16 protein-coding genes are annotated in these 16,447 nt (G+C 65.4%); 10 read left to right on the top strand and 6 right to left on the bottom strand.

What is annotated here, in order from left to right; all coding sequences use genetic code 11:
• Positions 1–48: 48 nt before the first annotated feature.
• The 4 genes from E2I15_RS14560 to E2I15_RS14545 all read right to left on the bottom strand — a co-directional run bounded on the left by E2I15_RS14560 (position 49) and on the right by E2I15_RS14545 (position 3,922).
• Positions 49–1,161: an SMP-30/gluconolactonase/LRE family protein gene (locus E2I15_RS14560; protein ID WP_137476530.1), complete on the bottom strand. Its 1,113-nt coding sequence runs from the start codon at positions 1,159–1,161 to the stop codon at positions 49–51.
• A gap of 170 nt (positions 1,162–1,331) precedes the next feature.
• Positions 1,332–2,246, bottom strand: a complete 915-nt coding sequence (locus E2I15_RS14555; protein WP_137476529.1) for an SDR family oxidoreductase — start codon at positions 2,244–2,246, stop codon at positions 1,332–1,334.
• Positions 2,247–2,364: 118 nt separating this feature from the next.
• A complete protein-coding gene (locus tag E2I15_RS14550; protein WP_137476528.1) occupies positions 2,365–3,504 on the bottom strand; it encodes a thiolase C-terminal domain-containing protein in 1,140 nt (379 codons plus the stop codon).
• A 4-nt stretch (positions 3,505–3,508) separates the two neighbouring features.
• On the bottom strand, positions 3,509–3,922 hold the full coding sequence (locus E2I15_RS14545; RefSeq protein WP_016841161.1) for a Zn-ribbon domain-containing OB-fold protein: 414 nt from the start codon (positions 3,920–3,922) through the stop codon (positions 3,509–3,511).
• Between the two features lie 232 nt (positions 3,923–4,154).
• Between E2I15_RS14545 and E2I15_RS14540 the strand changes: the two genes are divergently transcribed.
• The 10 genes from E2I15_RS14540 (at position 4,155) to E2I15_RS14495 (ending at position 13,714) form a co-directional block, all read left to right on the top strand.
• Complete coding sequence (locus E2I15_RS14540; protein WP_137476527.1) at positions 4,155–5,402, top strand: amino acid ABC transporter substrate-binding protein; 1,248 nt, start codon at positions 4,155–4,157, stop codon at positions 5,400–5,402.
• Between the two features lie 45 nt (positions 5,403–5,447).
• Entirely contained in the window at positions 5,448–6,371 is a 924-nt protein-coding gene (locus E2I15_RS14535) for a branched-chain amino acid ABC transporter permease (protein WP_137476526.1), read from the top strand.
• Positions 6,364–7,284, top strand: coding sequence for a branched-chain amino acid ABC transporter permease (locus E2I15_RS14530; RefSeq protein WP_038386389.1), 921 nt, complete (start codon positions 6,364–6,366; stop codon positions 7,282–7,284). Before E2I15_RS14535 ends, E2I15_RS14530 begins: the two co-directional genes overlap by 8 nt.
• Positions 7,274–8,002, top strand: coding sequence for an ABC transporter ATP-binding protein (locus E2I15_RS14525; protein ID WP_137476525.1), 729 nt, complete (start codon positions 7,274–7,276; stop codon positions 8,000–8,002). The genes E2I15_RS14530 and E2I15_RS14525 overlap by 11 nt, the downstream gene beginning before the upstream one ends.
• Positions 7,992–8,711 (top strand): ABC transporter ATP-binding protein, encoded by a 720-nt coding sequence (locus E2I15_RS14520; RefSeq protein WP_137476524.1) that lies wholly within the window; start codon positions 7,992–7,994, stop codon positions 8,709–8,711. The genes E2I15_RS14525 and E2I15_RS14520 overlap by 11 nt, the downstream gene beginning before the upstream one ends.
• 106 nt (positions 8,712–8,817) lie before the next feature.
• Positions 8,818–10,167 carry an amidase gene (locus E2I15_RS14515; protein ID WP_137476523.1) on the top strand — a complete coding sequence of 450 codons (1,350 nt, stop codon included), beginning with the start codon at positions 8,818–8,820 and terminating at the stop codon, positions 10,165–10,167.
• Positions 10,160–10,846 (top strand): DUF2848 domain-containing protein, encoded by a 687-nt coding sequence (locus E2I15_RS14510; RefSeq protein WP_137476522.1) that lies wholly within the window; start codon positions 10,160–10,162, stop codon positions 10,844–10,846. The genes E2I15_RS14515 and E2I15_RS14510 overlap by 8 nt, the downstream gene beginning before the upstream one ends.
• Positions 10,847–11,050: 204 nt before the next feature.
• Positions 11,051–11,794: a 2OG-Fe(II) oxygenase gene (locus E2I15_RS14505; RefSeq protein WP_137476521.1), complete on the top strand. Its 744-nt coding sequence runs from the start codon at positions 11,051–11,053 to the stop codon at positions 11,792–11,794.
• A 13-nt stretch (positions 11,795–11,807) separates the two neighbouring features.
• Positions 11,808–12,461 (top strand): DNA oxidative demethylase AlkB, encoded by a 654-nt coding sequence (alkB, locus tag E2I15_RS14500; RefSeq protein ID WP_137476520.1) that lies wholly within the window; start codon positions 11,808–11,810, stop codon positions 12,459–12,461.
• A gap of 41 nt (positions 12,462–12,502) precedes the next feature.
• The gene (locus tag E2I15_RS14495; RefSeq protein ID WP_137476519.1) at positions 12,503–13,714 is read left to right on the top strand and encodes an MFS transporter; all 1,212 of its coding nucleotides are present in this window, start codon (positions 12,503–12,505) and stop codon (positions 13,712–13,714) included.
• Positions 13,715–13,832: 118 nt separating this feature from the next.
• On the opposite strand, the gene E2I15_RS14490 is transcribed toward E2I15_RS14495, so the two are convergent.
• A complete protein-coding gene (locus tag E2I15_RS14490; RefSeq protein ID WP_137476518.1) occupies positions 13,833–15,461 on the bottom strand; it encodes a thiamine pyrophosphate-dependent enzyme in 1,629 nt (542 codons plus the stop codon).
• A 24-nt stretch (positions 15,462–15,485) separates the two neighbouring features.
• Positions 15,486–16,358 (bottom strand): fumarylacetoacetate hydrolase family protein, encoded by an 873-nt coding sequence (locus tag E2I15_RS14485; RefSeq protein ID WP_137476517.1) that lies wholly within the window; start codon positions 16,356–16,358, stop codon positions 15,486–15,488.
• Between the last annotated feature and the right edge of the window lie 89 nt (positions 16,359–16,447).

The following is a 16,447-nucleotide window of genomic DNA, read 5'->3' as shown; positions in this document are numbered from 1 at the left end:
CCCGGCCTCCCGTGCGCAATCGCCCACTAGGCCGGGACGACGGATAGACTAGCAGTTATGCGCGCCGCGGGTCTCGACATAGACCGCGTAGAGCGACTGGCTTGCCGTCATGAACAGGCGGTTGCGCTTCTTGCCGCCGAAGGTCAGGTTGGCGCAGGTCTCCGGCAGCAGGATCTGGCCGATCCGCTGGCCGTCGGGCGCGAACACCTGCACGCCGTCATAGCCCGGTCCGACCCAGCCGGCGCCGACCCAGATATTGCCGTCGATGTCGACACGCAGGCCGTCCGGGAAGCCTGACTTGCCGTCCAGCGTCATGTCGATCAGCGTGCGCGGGTTGGAGAGCTTGTCGCCGTTGAGATCGTACTGCCACACGATGTTCTTGGCGTTCGGGTAGTGCGTGATGCCGGTGTCGCAGACATAGACCTTCTTGTAGTCGTGGCTGAAGGCGATGCCGTTCGGCTTGAACGGCTCGTCGGCGACCTTGGTGATCTGGCCGGTCGCAGCATCAATGCGATAGACGGCTTCCTTCTGGTAGGGCTGCTTCGATCCCGTGTTGGCCAGCTGGCCCTCATAGATCGAGATCGCGCCATAGCCGGGATCGGTGAACCAGATCGACTTGTCGTTTGGATGCACGACCATGTCGTTCGGTCCGTTGAGCTGCTTGCCGTTGGCCTGCTCCGCCAAGGGCGTGACGGTTCCGTCGTGCTCGTAGCGCACCAGCCGCGTGCGCTCGGCGGTGATCTGGCGGCCCTCGAAATCGAAGGTCGAGCCGTTGGCCTCGTTCGACGGCTTGTGGAATTGCTCGGAGATGTGGCCGTCATCGTCGAGATAGCGCAATTGCCGGTTGGCCGGGATATCGCTCCAGACCAGATATTGGGCCTGCGCGTTCCAGGCCGGACCTTCCGCCCACAGGCAGCCCGTGTAGAGCCGCTTGATCGCGGTGTTGCCGACCTTGGCCTTGAAGCGCTTGTCGTCGATCACGACGATGTCTGGATCGGGATAGCGCTGCGGCTCAGCGTTGGGGCCGAAGTCGCGCGCTGCGGCATCGGATGCGGCCATCGCGGTTGCAGCAAGCGCGGTTGCGCCGCGCAAGATTGTCCGACGGTCGAACGCCTTCGCACCGTCGCCCTCGTGTTTCTGAATGTTGCTTGGATTTGTCACGAAAGTCCTCCCAGGCTTTTTTGTTATCGGGAGGACGATCATACCCCCGCAATTCTGGCACAATGCGGGCACGCCATGATGAAACAACCAAAGAGTGTGATGCCCCCGCTGTTTCGCGGAGGCGACGATTTCATAAAAATGTCAGATCGGATCGGAGGATCAGATCAAGTTCAGATCGGATCCCAGGTGAAGATGTCGGCCGAGCGGTCGAGCTTGGCGAACGATCCCTTCAGCGCCGGCATGCCGTGTTCGGCAATGGTCTCGGGCGTCCAGCCTTCGCCGCGATGCACCGAGCGCACCGGACGGTGCTGGCCGAACAGGAAGATCTCGTTCATGCGCACGCCGAAGATCTGTCCGGTGACGTCCTTGGCCGCGTCCGAGAGCAGATAGGCGCAGACCGGCGCGATCTTTTCCGGCCCCATCTGCTTGATCTTCTCGACGCGCGCCTTCTCGGCGTCGGTCTCGGTCGGGATGGTGCCGATCATGCGGGTCCAGGCGAACGGCGACACGCAGTTCGAACGCACGTTGAAGCGGCCCATGTCGAGCGCGATCGATTTCGACAGGCCGACGATGCCGAGCTTGGCGGCGGCGTAGTTGGCCTGGCCGTAATTGCCGATCAGGCCGGAGGTAGAGGTGAAGTGTACGAACGAGCCCGACTCCTGCTCGCGATAGATCCGCGCGGCGGCGTGGCTGACATAGAACGAGCCCATAAGATGGACCTTGATGACGGCCTCGAACGCTTCCACGCTCATCTTGTGGAAGATCATGTCGCGCAGGATGCCGGCATTGTTGACGACGCCGTCGAGCCGACCGAAATGGTCGGTCGCGGTCTTCACGATCTTGCTGGCGGGGATGGCTTCTGCCACCGATTCGAAATTGGCGGCCGCGGTGCCGCCGCGCTTCTTGATCTCCTCGACCACCTCCTCGGCGGGCGCCGCACTCGTGCCGGCGCCATCGGCGGCGCCGCCGGGATCGTTGACCACGACCTTGGCGCCTTCCGCGGCGCAGAGCAGCGCGATCTCGCGGCCGATGCCGCGCCCCGCGCCAGTGACGATGATGACTTTATCCTGCAGTGATTTTGCCATGTCGGTTCTCCGCTTTCGTTTGCTGTTCCGTCGTCATTCCGGGGCGCGCGAAGCGCGAATCCGGAATCTCGAGATTCCGGGTCTGGTCCTTCGGACCATCCCGGAATGACGGAGATTGTTACTTCTCGTTCGTAAAGATGATCGTGCCACTCGCGGCGAACATGCCGCCGACGCCGTGGCAGACCGAGATCTTCGCGTTCGGCACCTGCGCCGGCGCGATGCCGCGCATCTGCCGCACGCTCTCCTGCAGCGCGTACATGCCGTACATGCCGGAGTGCATGTAGCTGAGGCCGCCGCCATTGGTGTTGAGCGGCAGCTTGCCGCCGGGCCGGGTGTTGCCGTCGGCGATGAACTTGCCGGTCTCCTCGTACGGAATGAAGCCGAGGTCGCCGAGGCCGTAGAGCGGCAGATGCGCGAAGGCGTCGTAGATCATCAGATGATCGACGTCCTTGTGGGTGATGCCGGCCTCCTTGAAGGCCAGGGGGCCCGCCACCTTGAAGGCGCGCGACGAGTCGAACGTCTTCATCTGGCTGACCATCGGCGTTTCCACGCTCTCGCCGGTGCCGAGGATATAGACCGGCTTGTTCGGGAAATCCTTGGCGCGGTCGGCCGAGGTGAGGATCAGCGCGCCGCCGCCGTCGGTGACAAGGCAGCATTGCAGCAGGCGGAACGGATAGGCGATCATCCGCGAGTTCAGGACGTCGGCGACCGTGATCGGATCCTTCATGGTCGCGCGCGGATTCTTCGCCGCCCATTCGCGCTGCACGACAGCGACCATCGCAAGCTGCTCATGCGTGATGCCGTGCGTCTTCATGAAGCGCAGCACGGGAATCGGGAACATGCTCGGCGGCCCGTAGACACCGAACGGCGCCTCGAACTGGCCGTTGAGGCTGTCGGCCGGCGTGAAGCGCGGCTGCTTGCCGATCATCGACTTGCCGCTCTCGGCGTGGGTGATCAGCACGGTCTTGCACAGGCCGGCCTCGATCGCCGCAGCGGCGTGGCGGACATGCAGCATGAAGGAGCAGCCGCCGACCGAGGTGCCGTCGACCCAGGTCGGCGTGATGCCGAGATAGTGGGCGATCTGCTGCGGCGTCTCGACCGCGGTGGCAATGCCGTCGATGTCGGACAGCTTCAGGCCGGCGTCCGCGATCGCATTCAGCGCCGCGTCCGCGTGCAGCTGGATCTGCGACATGTTGGGGATGACGCCGAGCTCGGTGGTTTCGGCCGCACCGACGACGGCAACCTGGTTTCTGCGCATTGCGTTACCCCTTGGCCGGACGGAACAGGGGCAGGGTGATCTTGTCGTCGAGTGCCTCGAAGGCGACCTCGAGCCGCATGTCGAGCTCGAGCGCTTCCGGCGTCTGCGGACAATCGATGATGTTGCTCATCATGCGCGGGCCTTCGTCGAGCTCGACCACGGCGATCGCATAAGGTGGCGTGAAGCCGGGCGCGGCGGGACGGTGGTTGATAACGTAGCTATACAGCTTGCCCTTGCCGCTGGCCTTGAAGATCGAGACCTTGCGCGAGGCGCAGGAGGGGCAGAACGGCCGCGGCGGAAAGTAGACATTGGCGCAGGCATCGCAGCGCTGCAGCCGCAGCTCGCCGGCCTTGGTGCCATCCCAGAAATGCTGGGTCTCCGGTGTCGGCTTTGGTTTCGCGCGCGCGGGCTCGGCCATGACTGATGTCTCCTCCCGAAATCGTTACAGCCTTGATGCGCTATTGAACCAAGGCCCGTCAACGGTCCATCCATGCTCCGCGCGGCGGCCTGTGTCCCGCGCATGCCGCATATTCCGCCCCTCGCACAATTGCTAAGGCCGCGATGCTTGTGCCGCTCCGATCCGGCGCGTAGAAGGGCCGCGGTTCAAGACACGTCCAAGACAAGTCCAAGATAGCCGGGAGGAACATATCATGCTGAGGATCATCGGCGCGGCACTCGCTGCCAGCCTCGCATTTGCCACGCAGGCGATGGCCGCCGACGCACCGTCGGAGATCAAGATCGGCACGCTCTATGCGTCGTCGGGGCGCTACGCCTCGATCTCGATGCCGGTCTACAGCTCGCTGAAATTGTGGGTCGAACAGAAGAACGCCGAGGGGGGCGTGTTCGTGAAGGCGTTCGACAAGAAGATCCCGATCAAGCTCGTCTCCTACGACGACCAGAGCAACACCGCAACCGCCTCGACGCTTTATAATCAGCTCGTCACCCAGGACAAGGTCGACCTCCTGGTCGCCGATTCCGGGTCGGTGCTGACGGCGCCCGCGGTTGCGATCGCGCGCGACCACAAGATGTTCCTGTTCGACCAGACCGGCACCGGCGCGAGCTTCTTCTCCAGGGACAATCCCTACATCGCGCTGATGGCCGATCCGGTGTCGACGGTGTGGCCGAAGCCGGTGGCTGATTTTATCAGCCACGACGGCCCGGGCCTCGGCATCAAGAAGGTCGCGATCCTCTATTCGACCAACGAGTTCACCGGCACCCAGGCCAACGCGTTCCGCAAGTTCGTCAAGGAGTCCGGCGCACCGATCGAGATCGTCTATGACCAGGGCGTTCCGACCGAGACCACCAACTACAACGTCATCATCAACAACATCAGCAATGCCAATCCGGACGCGGTGATCCATTTCGGCTATGCGCCGAACGACATCGCCTTCCTGCGCAACGTCCAGGACGTCGGCACCAAGTTCAAGATGCTGTTCGCGATCTATGCCGGCCTCGAGACCGAGTTGCTCGAGAAGAATGTCGGCGCCAAGGGCCTCGAGCACATCTGGACCTATGTGCCGCCGTCCGAATTGGATTATCCCGTCAATTTCGGGATGAACATGAAGGATTTCCGCGCCGCCTGGACCAAGAAGTACAACGACGGCAAGATGGAGTTCGGCTTCAACGCGGTCGCCGGCTACACCACCGCGCTGGTGATCGAGAAAACGCTGTCGGTTGCGACCAGCCTCGACCAGATGGAGCTGCGCCGCGCCGTGTTCTCGCTCAGCGGCCAGCTCAAGACGCTCGACGGCACCTTCGCGCTGGATGAGACCGGCGGCCAGATCGGCGAATTGACGCCGCTCGGCCAGCTCACGGTCGACGAGCACGATCACATCAAGTTCGTCTCGATCTATCCGCACGAGACCGCCACCGGCAAGCCGATCTATCCGGCGCCGTGATGCAGGTGGGTGCGGCAGGCGTAAGCTTCGGCGGCGAGCGGTAGCATGACCTATGCGCTCGTTGCCGGCGTGCTGTTCGGGTTGTATTTCAGCCTGGTCGGCATCGGTCTCAATCTCGTGTTCGGCGTCATGCGCATCGTCAATCTTGCGCATGGCGACATCCTGATGCTGGGCGCCTTCATCGCGCTCGGCGTGGTCGGCATCGCCGGCATCGATCCGCTGTTCGCGGTGCCGCTCGCCTTCGTGGTGTTCGTGCTGGTCGGCGTGCTGCTGTACTGGGTGCTGGTGCCGCGGCTGCAGGGCTCGGCCAATCCGGAAATGCTGTCGATCATCCTGTTCTTCGGCCTGTCGCAGGTGATCGAAGCCGTCACCACGATCTTCGCCGGTACCAGCGAACGCTCGATCCAGAGCCGGCTGCTCGGCACCGTGTTCACGACCATCAAGGTGAAGTGGTTCGGCGGCAAGGCGGGCGGGGCAGGGCCGATCCAGATCTTCGGCCAGGGCTTTCCAGCGCCCTGGGTGATCGCGGCCATCACCAGCCTGATCGCGATCGGGCTGGTCTACCTGTATCTCTACCACACGCGGCTCGGCACCTTGACCCGCGCGGTGATGTCACGCCGCGACGAGGCGCTGGCGACCGGCATCGATGTCGATCGTGTCTCGGCGGCGGCGTTCGGCATCGGTCTCGGCATCGCGGCGGTCGCCGGCGTGTTCGCGCCCTTCATGTTCGGCTCGGTGACGCCGGCGTTCGGCGCCGATGCGACCGTGACGTCGTTTGCGATCGTCGTGCTGGGTTCGCTCGGCAATCCGCTCGGCACCGCGCTCGGCGGCGTCGTCTACGGCCTGTGCTACATGCTGGTGCAGACCTATCTCAGTTCCTGGGCCGACCTGCTGCCCTATGTGTTGTTGATCGTGATCCTGTTGTTGCGCCCGAGCGGTCTGCTCGGAAGGCGGGTGCGCGTTGCATAACGCATCGAAGCACCTGCTGTTCATCCTGGCGCCGCTTGTGGTGGTGTTCGCACTGCTGCCCGGCGTCTATCAAAACCATCTGCTGCTGTTCAACTTCGTGATCTTCCTGATCCTCGCGCAGGGCGTGAACATCATCTATGGCTTCACCGGCTATCTGCCGTTCGGCTATGTCGGCTTCTTCGGCGCCGGCGCCTATGGCTTCGCCATCATGGTGATGCATCTGCAGACGCCGGCGCCGCTCGCCGTGCTGGTCGGCGGGGTCGTGGCGGTCGCGCTCGGCCTGTTGCTGACACCGCTGCTGCGGCTGTCGGGCGCGTATTTCGCGATCGCCAACCTCGCGGCCTCGCTCGCGGTGCTGCACTTCGTTGCCAACCCGGCGCTGGAAGGCATCACCAAGGGCCCCTACGGCGTCTCGCTCACCGGCACCTTCAACCCGACCCACGCCTACTATGCGGCCGTCGTCGTGATGGCGCTGACGGTCGGCGCGGTGGTCTATCTGAAGAACTCGCCATTCGGGCTGGCGCTGCAGGCGGTGCGCGAGGATGCGGTGTCGGCCTCGATGGCCGGCGTCAATATCGTGAAGATGCGGGTGATTGCCTGGCTCGCCTCGGCGCTGGTCGCGGGCCTCGCCGGCGGCATCTACGCCTGGTACGTCTCGGTGTTCTATCCGGACAACGTGTTCTCCGGCGAGTTCAGCATCTTCGCGATCGTGTTCGCGCTGTTCGGCGGCGTTGCCACCATCACCGGTCCGATCGTCGGCGTGCTCATCCTCTACGGCATCTACAATCTGATCGGCTTCACCACGCCGCAATATTTCCAGCTGATCTATGGCCTTCTGATCATGGGTCTGGTGCTGTTCCTGCCCGCAGGGCTGGTGTCGCTGGCAACCCGCAGGGGGTGGCATGTCCCCTGAGAAAACCCCGATCCTCAAGGTCTCGAAGCTGGTCAAGCGCTTCGGCGGCTTCCATGCGCTCGACGGCCTCAGCTTTCACGTCGTTCCGGGTGAGATCCTCGGCCTCGTCGGCCCGAACGGCTCCGGCAAGACCACGGCGATCAATGTGATCTCCGGTCTCTATGCGCCTGACGGCGGCGAGGTTGTGTTCGACGGCACGCCCGCCGGCGGCGTCGCCTCGCACAAGCTCGTTCACCGCGGCATCAACCGCACCTTCCAGGTGCCGAAGCCGTTCCTGTCGCTCACGGTGCGCGAGAACATCCAGGTGGCGCTGGCCTATGGCGGCGCGATCGGTGCGCCATCGATCGCCGAACTGCTCGAGGATTTCAGGCTGAAGGAGGTTGCCGATCGTCCGGCCGCCGATCTCAACAGCGCGCAGCAGAAGATGCTCGATCTCACCCGGGCGCTCGCCACGCGGCCGCGGCTGCTGCTGCTCGACGAGCTCGCGGCCGGCCTCAACCCGGCGGAGCTCGACTGGATCGCCGGCCGCATCAAGGCCTTGGCCGCGACCGGCATGGCGATCATCGTGGTCGAGCATCTGATGGGCTTCATCGAGCAGATCACCGACCGCGTCATCGTGCTCAATGCGGGCAAGGAGATCTTCGAGGGCACGCTCGCGACCGCGGTGCGCGAGCCGCAGGTGATCGAGGTATTTTTGGGAGGCGAGCATGCCCACTGATGCGGTGCCGCTTCTGGACACCAGGGGCGTCGATGCCGGCTACGGCACCATGCAGGTGCTGTGGGGCGTCGATCTCGACGTCCGCCCCGGCGAGACCGTGCTGCTGCTCGGCGCCAACGGCGCGGGCAAGACCACGTTCCTGAAGTCGCTGGTCGGCCTGATCGACGCCCGCAGCGGCCACATCAAGCTCGGCGGTGAGGACATCACCAGGATGCGCTCGTCGGACCGCATGAAGCGCGGCATGACCTACATGTCGGAGCTTGCGGTGTTTCCCGACCTGTCGATCGAGGAAAACATCCGCGTCGGCGCGCAGGCGCTGGGCCATGCCAACCCGGGCGCGCGAGTCGACGAACTGTACGGCCTGTTCCCGGTGCTGCGCGACAAGCGCCGCGATCCCGCATCCAGCCTGTCCGGCGGTCAGCGCAAGATGCTCGGCATCGCCAAGGCACTGTCGGCCGAGCCGAAGCTGCTGGTGATGGACGAGCCCTCGGCCGGGCTGTCGCCGCTGTTCGTCAAGGAGGTGCTGCGCGCCTTGTCGAGCCTGCAGGGCCGTGGGCTGGCGCTCTTGATCGCCGAGCAAAATATCGGTTTTCTCGAGATTGCCACCCGCGTATTCGTGCTGGAAGGCGGGCGGATCCGCTTCTCCGGCACGGTTGCCGAGATGAGCGGCAATGAAGAGCTGCACCGCGCCTATTTCGGGCTCAAGTGATGCGGGTGAGGGCCGGTGGGCTGGAAATCGGCCCCGGTTCGGGTGACAATCAGCTGCAAGAGCTTTGAATTGCAAGCCATGAAGTGCCAGCCGTGAAGTGAAAGCCATGCCGAAAAATCAGACACTCGCCTCCCTTGCCGCCGATCTCGCCAGCGGCGCGACCTCTGCCCGCAAGCTCGTCGAGCAGTGCATCGCCAGGATCGCTGATCCCTCGGGCGAGGGCCAGCGCACCTTCATCCATGTCGACCGCGAGGCCGCGCTGGAGGCCGCCGACGCCATGGACCGGCTGCGCAAGGCCAACGCCGCGCCGTCGCCCTTTGCCGGCATTCCGGTCTCGATCAAGGACCTGTTCGACATCAGGGGGCAGGTGACGCGCGCCGGCTCCCGGGCGCTGGAGGATTCGGCGCCGGCGGGGGCCGATGCGCCGGTGGTGGCGCGGCTCAAGCGCGCCGGCTTCGTCGTGATCGGCCGCACCAACATGACCGAGTTCGCCTATTCCGGCATCGGCATCAATCCGCATTACGGTACGCCGAAGAGCGCCTGGAACCGGAGCGTCGGCCATGTGCCGGGCGGCTCGTCCTCGGGGGCCGCGGTCTCGATCGCCGACGGCATGGCGTTCGGCGCGCTCGGCACCGACACCGGCGGCTCCTGCCGGATCCCCGCCGCCTTCAACGGCATCGTCGGTTACAAGCCGACGCAGCGCCGGATTCCGCTCGATGGCGGCGTGCCGCTGTCGTTCACGCTCGACAGCTACGGCCCGCTGGCCAATTCGGTGGCCTGCTGCGCCGCGCTCGACGCGGTGCTCGCCGACCAGCCGGTGACGCCGGTCACGCCGCGCCCGGTCAAGGGCATGCGGCTCGCTGTGCCGACCACCGTCGTGCTCGACGACCTCGATGATGCCGTCGCGAAAACCTTCGAGCGCGCGCTCGCTTCGTTGTCGCGCGCCGGCGCCCTGATCGAGCGGATCGAGGTACCCGAATTGCTCGATGTCGGCGTCATGAATGCCAAGGGCGGCTTTGCCGCCGCCGAAAGCTATGCCTGGCACCGCTTCCTGCTGGCCAGCAAGGGCGACGTCTATGATCCGCGCGTCGCCGTGCGCATCCAGCGCGGCGAGGGCTTTCCGGCCGCCGACTATATCGATCTGCTCAACGCGCGCCGCTCCTTCGTCGCCCGCACCGAGACGCGGATCGCGCCCTATGATGCGATGGTGCTGCCGACCACGGCGAACCTGCCGCCAACGATCGCCAGCCTCGCCGACGACAAGGCGTTCGCCACCGAGAATTTGCGCGCGCTGCGCAACTGCACACTGGTCAACGTGCTCGACGGCTGCGCGATCTCGCTGCCCGCGCATCGCGAGGGCGAGGCGCCGGTCGGCCTGATGCTCGCCGCCGCCGGCGGTTCGGACCGGCGCATTTTCGAGCTCGCTGCGGGAATGGAGACCGTGATCCGTGTTTGATCTCACCTTCAATGTCGACGACAAGGGCGTCGCCACTCCGCTCGCACTGGAAATCAGGCAGGCCGTGATCGCCGGCTGGACCGGCCGCGATCCGGTGGCGCGCGACAAGCACATCGCCGAGCTCGAGACGCTCGGCATCGCACGACCCGCGACCACGCCGATCTACTACCGCTGCTCGGCGCGCCGGCTCACCTTCGCCGATACCATCGAGGTCTGCGGCGAGGATTCGAGCGGCGAGGTCGAGTTCGTGCTGATCGGCTGGCAGGGCCGCATCTTCGTCGGCTGCGGCTCCGACCACACCGACCGCAAGGTCGAGAGCTACAGCGTCACGGTGTCGAAGCAGATGTGCGACAAGCCGATGGCGTCGGAGCTGTGGGAACTCGAGGATGTGATTGATCACTGGGACCAGCTGGTCCTGCGCTCCTGGGCCACAATCGGAGGCCAGCGCGTGCTCTACCAGGAAGGCACGCTCGATCATATGCTGCCGGTGAAGGACCTGATCGCGCGCGGCTTCGAGCAGGGCGCGCTGCCCGACGGCTGCGCCATGTTCGGCGGCACCTTCGCGGCCAAGGGCGGCATCCGCCCGGCCAGCCGCTTCGAGTTCGAGCTGGAGGATCCGGTGCTGAAGCGGAAGATCAGCCACGGCTACGACGTGGTGACGCTGCCGGTGAGGGGCTGAAGTGTAGGCTAACACTCTCTCCACGCGTCGTCCCGGCGAAAGCCGGACCCATAACCACAGGGCATTGTGGTTGGCACACTGTGGCCCCAGCGATCTCAACAGCTGACGACGGTGGTCATGGATCCGGCTTTCGCCGGGACGACACCTCAATTTCGATCGGAAATCGGGTGGCGCGGGCCACAATCAGGGGCCAGATTCCGTCCCATGACAGCAACAGCCAAAATCATCACCCGCCCAGCCCCCGGCATTCTCGCCCGCGTCGACGCGCTCGACTGGGACCGGATCACGACCGATCTCGACGGACAGGGCTGCGCCGTCCTCAACGGCTTGCTGACGCCTGAGGAATGCGATGCCATCGCGGCGCTGTATCCCGACGACAGCCAGTTCCGCAGCCGGATCGTGATGGGTCGCCACGGCTTCGGCCGCGGCGAGTACAAATATTTCTCCTATCCGCTGCCGGACCTGATCGCGGAGCTGCGGCCGGCGCTCTATGCGCGGCTGACCGCGACAGCCAATCGCTGGAACGAGACGATGGGGATTGAGATCCGATATCCCACGTCGCATGCGGCGTTCCTGAAGCGCTGCCACGACGCCGGACAGACGCGGCCGACGCCGCTGCTGCTGCAATATGGCGAAGGCGACTACAACTGCCTGCACCAGGATCTCTACGGCGAGCACGTGTTTCCGATCCAGGTCGCGATCCTGCTGTCGCAGCCGGGGCACGATTTCAGCGGCGGCGAATTCGTGCTGACCGAGCAGCGGCCGCGGATGCAGTCGCGGCCCGAGGTGGTGCCGCTGACCAAGGGCGATGCGGTGGCCTTTGCCGTGCATCATCGCCCGGTGCAGGGGACGCGCGGACCGTATCGTGTCAATCTGCGCCACGGCGTCAGCCGGATTCGCTCCGGCCACCGCCACACCGTTGGTGTGATCTTCCACGACGCGAAGTGAGTGCGAGAGAGGCGTGACCGCTGATCTGTTCGAGACAATTGGCGACGCACGGCCATCGCGCGAGACGATCGCGGATGGCGCGGTGCTGCTGCGCGGCTTTGTCCGGCCGTTCGAGGCCGAGCTGATCCCGGCATTGCGCGTCATCGTCAAGCAGGCGCCGTTCCGGCATCTGATCACGCCGGGCGGCCACCGCATGTCGGTCGCGATGACCAATTGCGGCAGCCTCGGCTGGGTCTCCGATCCCCACGGCTATCGCTATGATCCGATCGATCCCGACTCGGGACAGCCCTGGCCTGAAATGCCGGAGGTGTTGCGCAGGCTTGCCGCCGCCGCCGCTGAAGAAGCCGGCTTCAACGGCTTCGCGCCTGAGGCCTGCCTGATCAATCGCTACGTCCCCGGCGCAAAACTGTCGCTGCATCAGGACAAGGACGAGCTCGACTACCGTGCACCGATCGTGTCGATCTCGCTCGGGTTGCCGGCGACCTTCCTGTTCGGCGGCCTGAAGCGCAACGATACGCCGCGCCGCTATCGCCTCGAACATGGCGACGTTGCGGTGTGGGGCGGCCCGTCACGGTTCTTTTATCACGGCGTCGCACCGCTCGCCGATGGCGAGCACAGCGTGCTCGGCCGCCAGCGCATCAATTTGACCTTCCGCAAGGTGCGCTGACTCCCCTCCCGCAAATCGGGCGGGTAGTCTAGACTTGGCTCATGACCACCAAGGCCGACCGCGCCGTCAACCGCACCGGCGTCTATCTCGCCGTGCTGCAGCTCGTGTTCACGTTGGGCTGGACCACCTACCTGATCTATCTGCCGAAGCTGTGCGCCGATGTCGGTATCGCGCCGGCGACCGTGATCCTGATCCTGATGATGGATCAGGGCATCTTCACCGTCACCGACACGGCGATGGGCATGGCCGCCGACAGGATTTCGAGCTTGGTCGGCCGCCTTGGCTTGTTCGTCGGTATCCTTGCCGCGATCTCCTGCGCCGCCTTCATCGCGCTGCCTTACGTGGCCGGCACCGGGCCGGGAGCAAAGGTCTGGCTGATCGTGCTGATCGTGATCTGGGCCGTGACGTCGTCGGCCCTGCGTGCGCCGCCGCTGACGCTGCTCGGCAAGTATCGCGCGCAACCCTCGGTCCCGTTCCTCGCGGCGCTGGCGATGCTGGGTTACGGCATCGCGGGCGCGGTCTCGCCCTATCTCGGCGTCGTGCTGCGCAACCAGGATGCGCGGCTGCCGTTCGTGCTGTCGGGCGCCGTGCTGCTGCTGACCGCGCTGGCCTTCTCGGGGATCGAGCGCCGCATCGCGGCGGAGGCGCAGCCGGCGCGGCTAGCGTCCCCGGCGAAGCGGCTCGGGGCGGTGCCGATGTTCCTGATCGGATCGATGGTACTGCTCTCGCTCGGCTATCAGCTGCACTTCAACATCAACAGTGCCCCGTTCTATTTGCGCTTTGCCAGGCCAAGCGATCTGCAATGGCTGATGCCGGTGTTCTGGATCGGCTTCAGCATCGCGATGTTCCCGGCGAGCATTGTCGTCAAGCATTGCGGCGGCCTGATCGTGATGGGCATGGCGGGACTGCTTGGCGCGTTCGCGATCGTCGCCGCGGAGATCGCCGGAAGCCTCAATGGCCTGATCGTGGCGCAATTCATGGCCGGGGCCGCCTGGGGCTGCATGCTGATGAGCGCGGTGTCTGCTGCGCTCGCGATCGGGGAGACCGGCGCGGAAGGCAAGGTGACCGGCCTCGTCTTCTCGGCGCTGGCGCTAGCGACCTTTGCGCGGATGGCGGCAGTCGCGGGCGGCCTGCAGAAGATGCCGGACTATGCGCCGCTGGTGCACTGGGCGCCGGTCGCCTGCTGGTCGGTCGCCGGCGCCGGCCTGCTCGTGATCGCCGCGTCACGGCTGCAACGCGTGAAGCAGGCTTAGTCTTCACCGTCGTTCCGGGGTGTGCGCAGCGCGAACCGCAGATGCGCAGTTGCGCATCGGGGAACCTCGAGATTCCGGGTTCGATGCTGCGCATCGCCCCGGGTGACGAGCGTTTGGCTTAGTTATTCCGCGCCGGGTGGATGAACGCCCAAGGGCTGACTTCCGAATCCGTCGGGACTTCCACCGAGATCACGTAAGGCCCGCCGTCGGCCAGCGCCTTCTCCAGCACGGGGCGGAAGTGATCGGGCGAGTTGACGCGCGCGGCGCCGACGCCGAAGGATTCTGCAAGCTTCACGAAATCCGGATTCACCAGGTCGGAGGCGACGACGCGGCCGTCGAAGCGCTCGCGCTGATCGCGGCGGACATTGCCATAGGCGTTGTTGTTGAAGACCAGCGTCACCACGCCGATCTTGAACTGCACGGCGGTCGCGAGTTCCTGCACGCCGAACATGAAGCCGCCGTCGCCTGATATCGCGACCACCGGCTTGTTCGGGTTGGCCACCTTGGCACCGAGCGCGGTCGGGAAGCCCGACCCGAGCGTGCCCTGATAGCCCGAGGTGACGAAGGTTCGCGGCTCGTAGATCGGAAAGCCGTACCAGGAGGCGAAACCGACCTGCGACAGCTCGTCGGTGACGATGGCGCTCGCCGGCAGCACCTCGCGCAGGATCTTCAGATAGGCCATCTGCGGCTGGATGCGCTGGATCTCCTGCTCGGTCGCGGCCGTTGCCTCGCGGATCGTGGCGCGGCGGCCGGAGGTCTTGCGGTAGCCCACCTTGCGCACGGCGGCGACGAGATCGGCGGTGCCGGCCTTGGCGTCCGCGATCACGCCGGCATCAGCCGGCCAGCGCCGCAGCTCGACTGGATCGATGTCGATGCGGACGCATTTCAGGCCGGCCGGCTGGTAGGGCCAGCGCGACATCGTCGGCAGTTCGAGGCGCGTGCCGATGCCGATCATCAGATCGGTCTTCGGCCAGAGCCTGTAGGCCGAAGCCATGGTGAGCCCGAGTTCATGCGCGTTGGAGACGATGCCGCGGCCGCTGCGGAATGCGACGACCGGCGCGTCGATCATCTCGGCCAATTCGAGGATCTCCTCGCGCGCCTCGATGGCGCCGCTGCCGACGAAGATCATCGGCGCCTTGCTGCTGGCGATCAGGTCGGCGGCCGCCTTGATGCGGTCCGGATCGGGCTGCGGCGCCGGCAACGGATCGAACGGCTTGACGGCTGCGACCTGAGTGCGCTGGGTGAAGACATCCCACGGCATCTCGAGCGAAGCCGGGCCGCGCCGGCCCGACAGCATCTCCTGGAACGCGCGCGACACCAGCGCGGGCGCGTTATCAGGATATTCGATCCGGTCGGCCCATTTCACGAAACTGCGCAGCGTCGCGAGCTGGTCCGGCATCTCGTGGAGATGGCCGCGGCCCTTGCCCAAAAACTGCGTCGGCACCTGCCCGGTCAGGCACAGCACCGGCTCGTTGCAGCCGAATGCGGTGAGTAGCGCCGCCGAGGCGTTGAGCACGCCGGGGCCGGGCACCACGCTGAACACGCCGGGCTTGCCGCTGGAACGCGCATAGCCGAACGCCATGTAGCCGCAGGCCTGCTCATGCCGGGCGCCGATCACCTTGAGCTGGGCCTGGTGGAAGGCATCGAACAGGCCATAGATTTGCGCGCCGGGCAGCCCGAACACGGTGTCGACGCCGTGGGCGACGAGGCCGTTGACGATTGCTTCGCCGCCGGATGTTGAGGTCATGGCACTGTCCATTTGCTGGTGAGGTTAGGTAGCTTCGTCGACGACGCTGTTGCGCAGAATGCCGACGCCTTCGGCCTCGACCTCGACGACATCGCCGGGCTTCAGATAGCGCGGCGGATCAAATCGCGCACCCGCGCCGGTCGGGGTGCCCGTGACGATGATGTCGCCGGGTACCAGCGTCGTGAAGGTCGAGATGTAGTTGATGAGGTAGCGAAAGCCGAAGATCAAGCGCGAGGTGCGGTCGTCCTGGCGGGTCTCGCCGTTGACCCGCGTGGTCAGGCGGATATCGGCGATCTGCGCTTCACCGGTGTAGGGCACGATCCACGGGCCGAGGCCGCCGGTGGAATCGAAGTTCTTGCCCTGGGTGACATTGAACTTGGCGTGGCGCACCCAGTCGCGGATGGTGCCTTCGTTGCAGAGCGTGATCGCGGCGATGTGATCGAGCGCGGCGCTCTCCGTAATGTGTCGGCCCGCCTTGCCGATCACCAGCACCAGTTCGCCCTCATAGTCGAGCTGCGGCGAGATGCGCGGCCGCACCAGCGGCGTGTTGTGGCCGACGAAGGAACGCGGCACCCGCAGGAACATGCTGGGGTATTTCGGCGCGTCCGAGCCGTCCTTGTATTCGGCATTGCGGTCCGGGTAGTTGACGCCGATGCAGATGATTTTTTCCGGCACCGGGATCGGCGGCTGCCAAATAACCGCGTCAAGCGTATGGTCGGGCGCGCGCCTGGCAGCGTCCTCCACGAGCCTGCTCAGCGCGCCGGCGGCGATCGCCTCGCGCAAGGTCGGATAGTCCTTCGCGAAGCGCGACGAGAGGTCGACGATGCCGGTGTCGGTGACGGCGCCATAGCTGGTGGCGCCGTTGACGGAATAGGTGGCGAGGCGAGGAGAGGGCATTAGTAGTCCCATAATTGGTGTCGTCCCTGCTCCCGTGCGCAATTGCGCACGAGAGCAGGGACTCATAACCACAGGTTTCACATTCGGGC

This window comes from Bradyrhizobium sp. BR2003 (assembly GCF_009720285.1).
In the GTDB taxonomy this organism is placed as follows: domain Bacteria; phylum Pseudomonadota; class Alphaproteobacteria; order Rhizobiales; family Xanthobacteraceae; genus Bradyrhizobium; species Bradyrhizobium elkanii.
Note: the sequence above shows the minus strand (reverse complement) of the source record. Positions and strands in the feature narration are given on the sequence as shown.

Coding starts and splice junctions, on each gene's coding strand:
- E2I15_RS14520 (WP_137476524.1), top strand. CDS start 7,992: ATGCCCACTGATGCGGTGCCGCTTCTGGACACCAGGGGCGTCGATGCC.
- E2I15_RS14495 (WP_137476519.1), top strand. CDS start 12,503: ATGACCACCAAGGCCGACCGCGCCGTCAACCGCACCGGCGTCTATCTC.
- E2I15_RS14515 (WP_137476523.1), top strand. CDS start 8,818: ATGCCGAAAAATCAGACACTCGCCTCCCTTGCCGCCGATCTCGCCAGC.
- E2I15_RS14555 (WP_137476529.1), bottom strand. CDS start 2,246: ATGGCAAAATCACTGCAGGATAAAGTCATCATCGTCACTGGCGCGGGG.
- E2I15_RS14535 (WP_137476526.1), top strand. CDS start 5,448: ATGACCTATGCGCTCGTTGCCGGCGTGCTGTTCGGGTTGTATTTCAGC.
- E2I15_RS14550 (WP_137476528.1), bottom strand. CDS start 3,504: ATGCGCAGAAACCAGGTTGCCGTCGTCGGTGCGGCCGAAACCACCGAG.
- E2I15_RS14525 (WP_137476525.1), top strand. CDS start 7,274: ATGTCCCCTGAGAAAACCCCGATCCTCAAGGTCTCGAAGCTGGTCAAG.
- E2I15_RS14545 (WP_016841161.1), bottom strand. CDS start 3,922: ATGGCCGAGCCCGCGCGCGCGAAACCAAAGCCGACACCGGAGACCCAG.
- E2I15_RS14540 (WP_137476527.1), top strand. CDS start 4,155: ATGCTGAGGATCATCGGCGCGGCACTCGCTGCCAGCCTCGCATTTGCC.
- E2I15_RS14490 (WP_137476518.1), bottom strand. CDS start 15,461: ATGACCTCAACATCCGGCGGCGAAGCAATCGTCAACGGCCTCGTCGCC.
- E2I15_RS14505 (WP_137476521.1), top strand. CDS start 11,051: ATGACAGCAACAGCCAAAATCATCACCCGCCCAGCCCCCGGCATTCTC.
- E2I15_RS14485 (WP_137476517.1), bottom strand. CDS start 16,358: ATGCCCTCTCCTCGCCTCGCCACCTATTCCGTCAACGGCGCCACCAGC.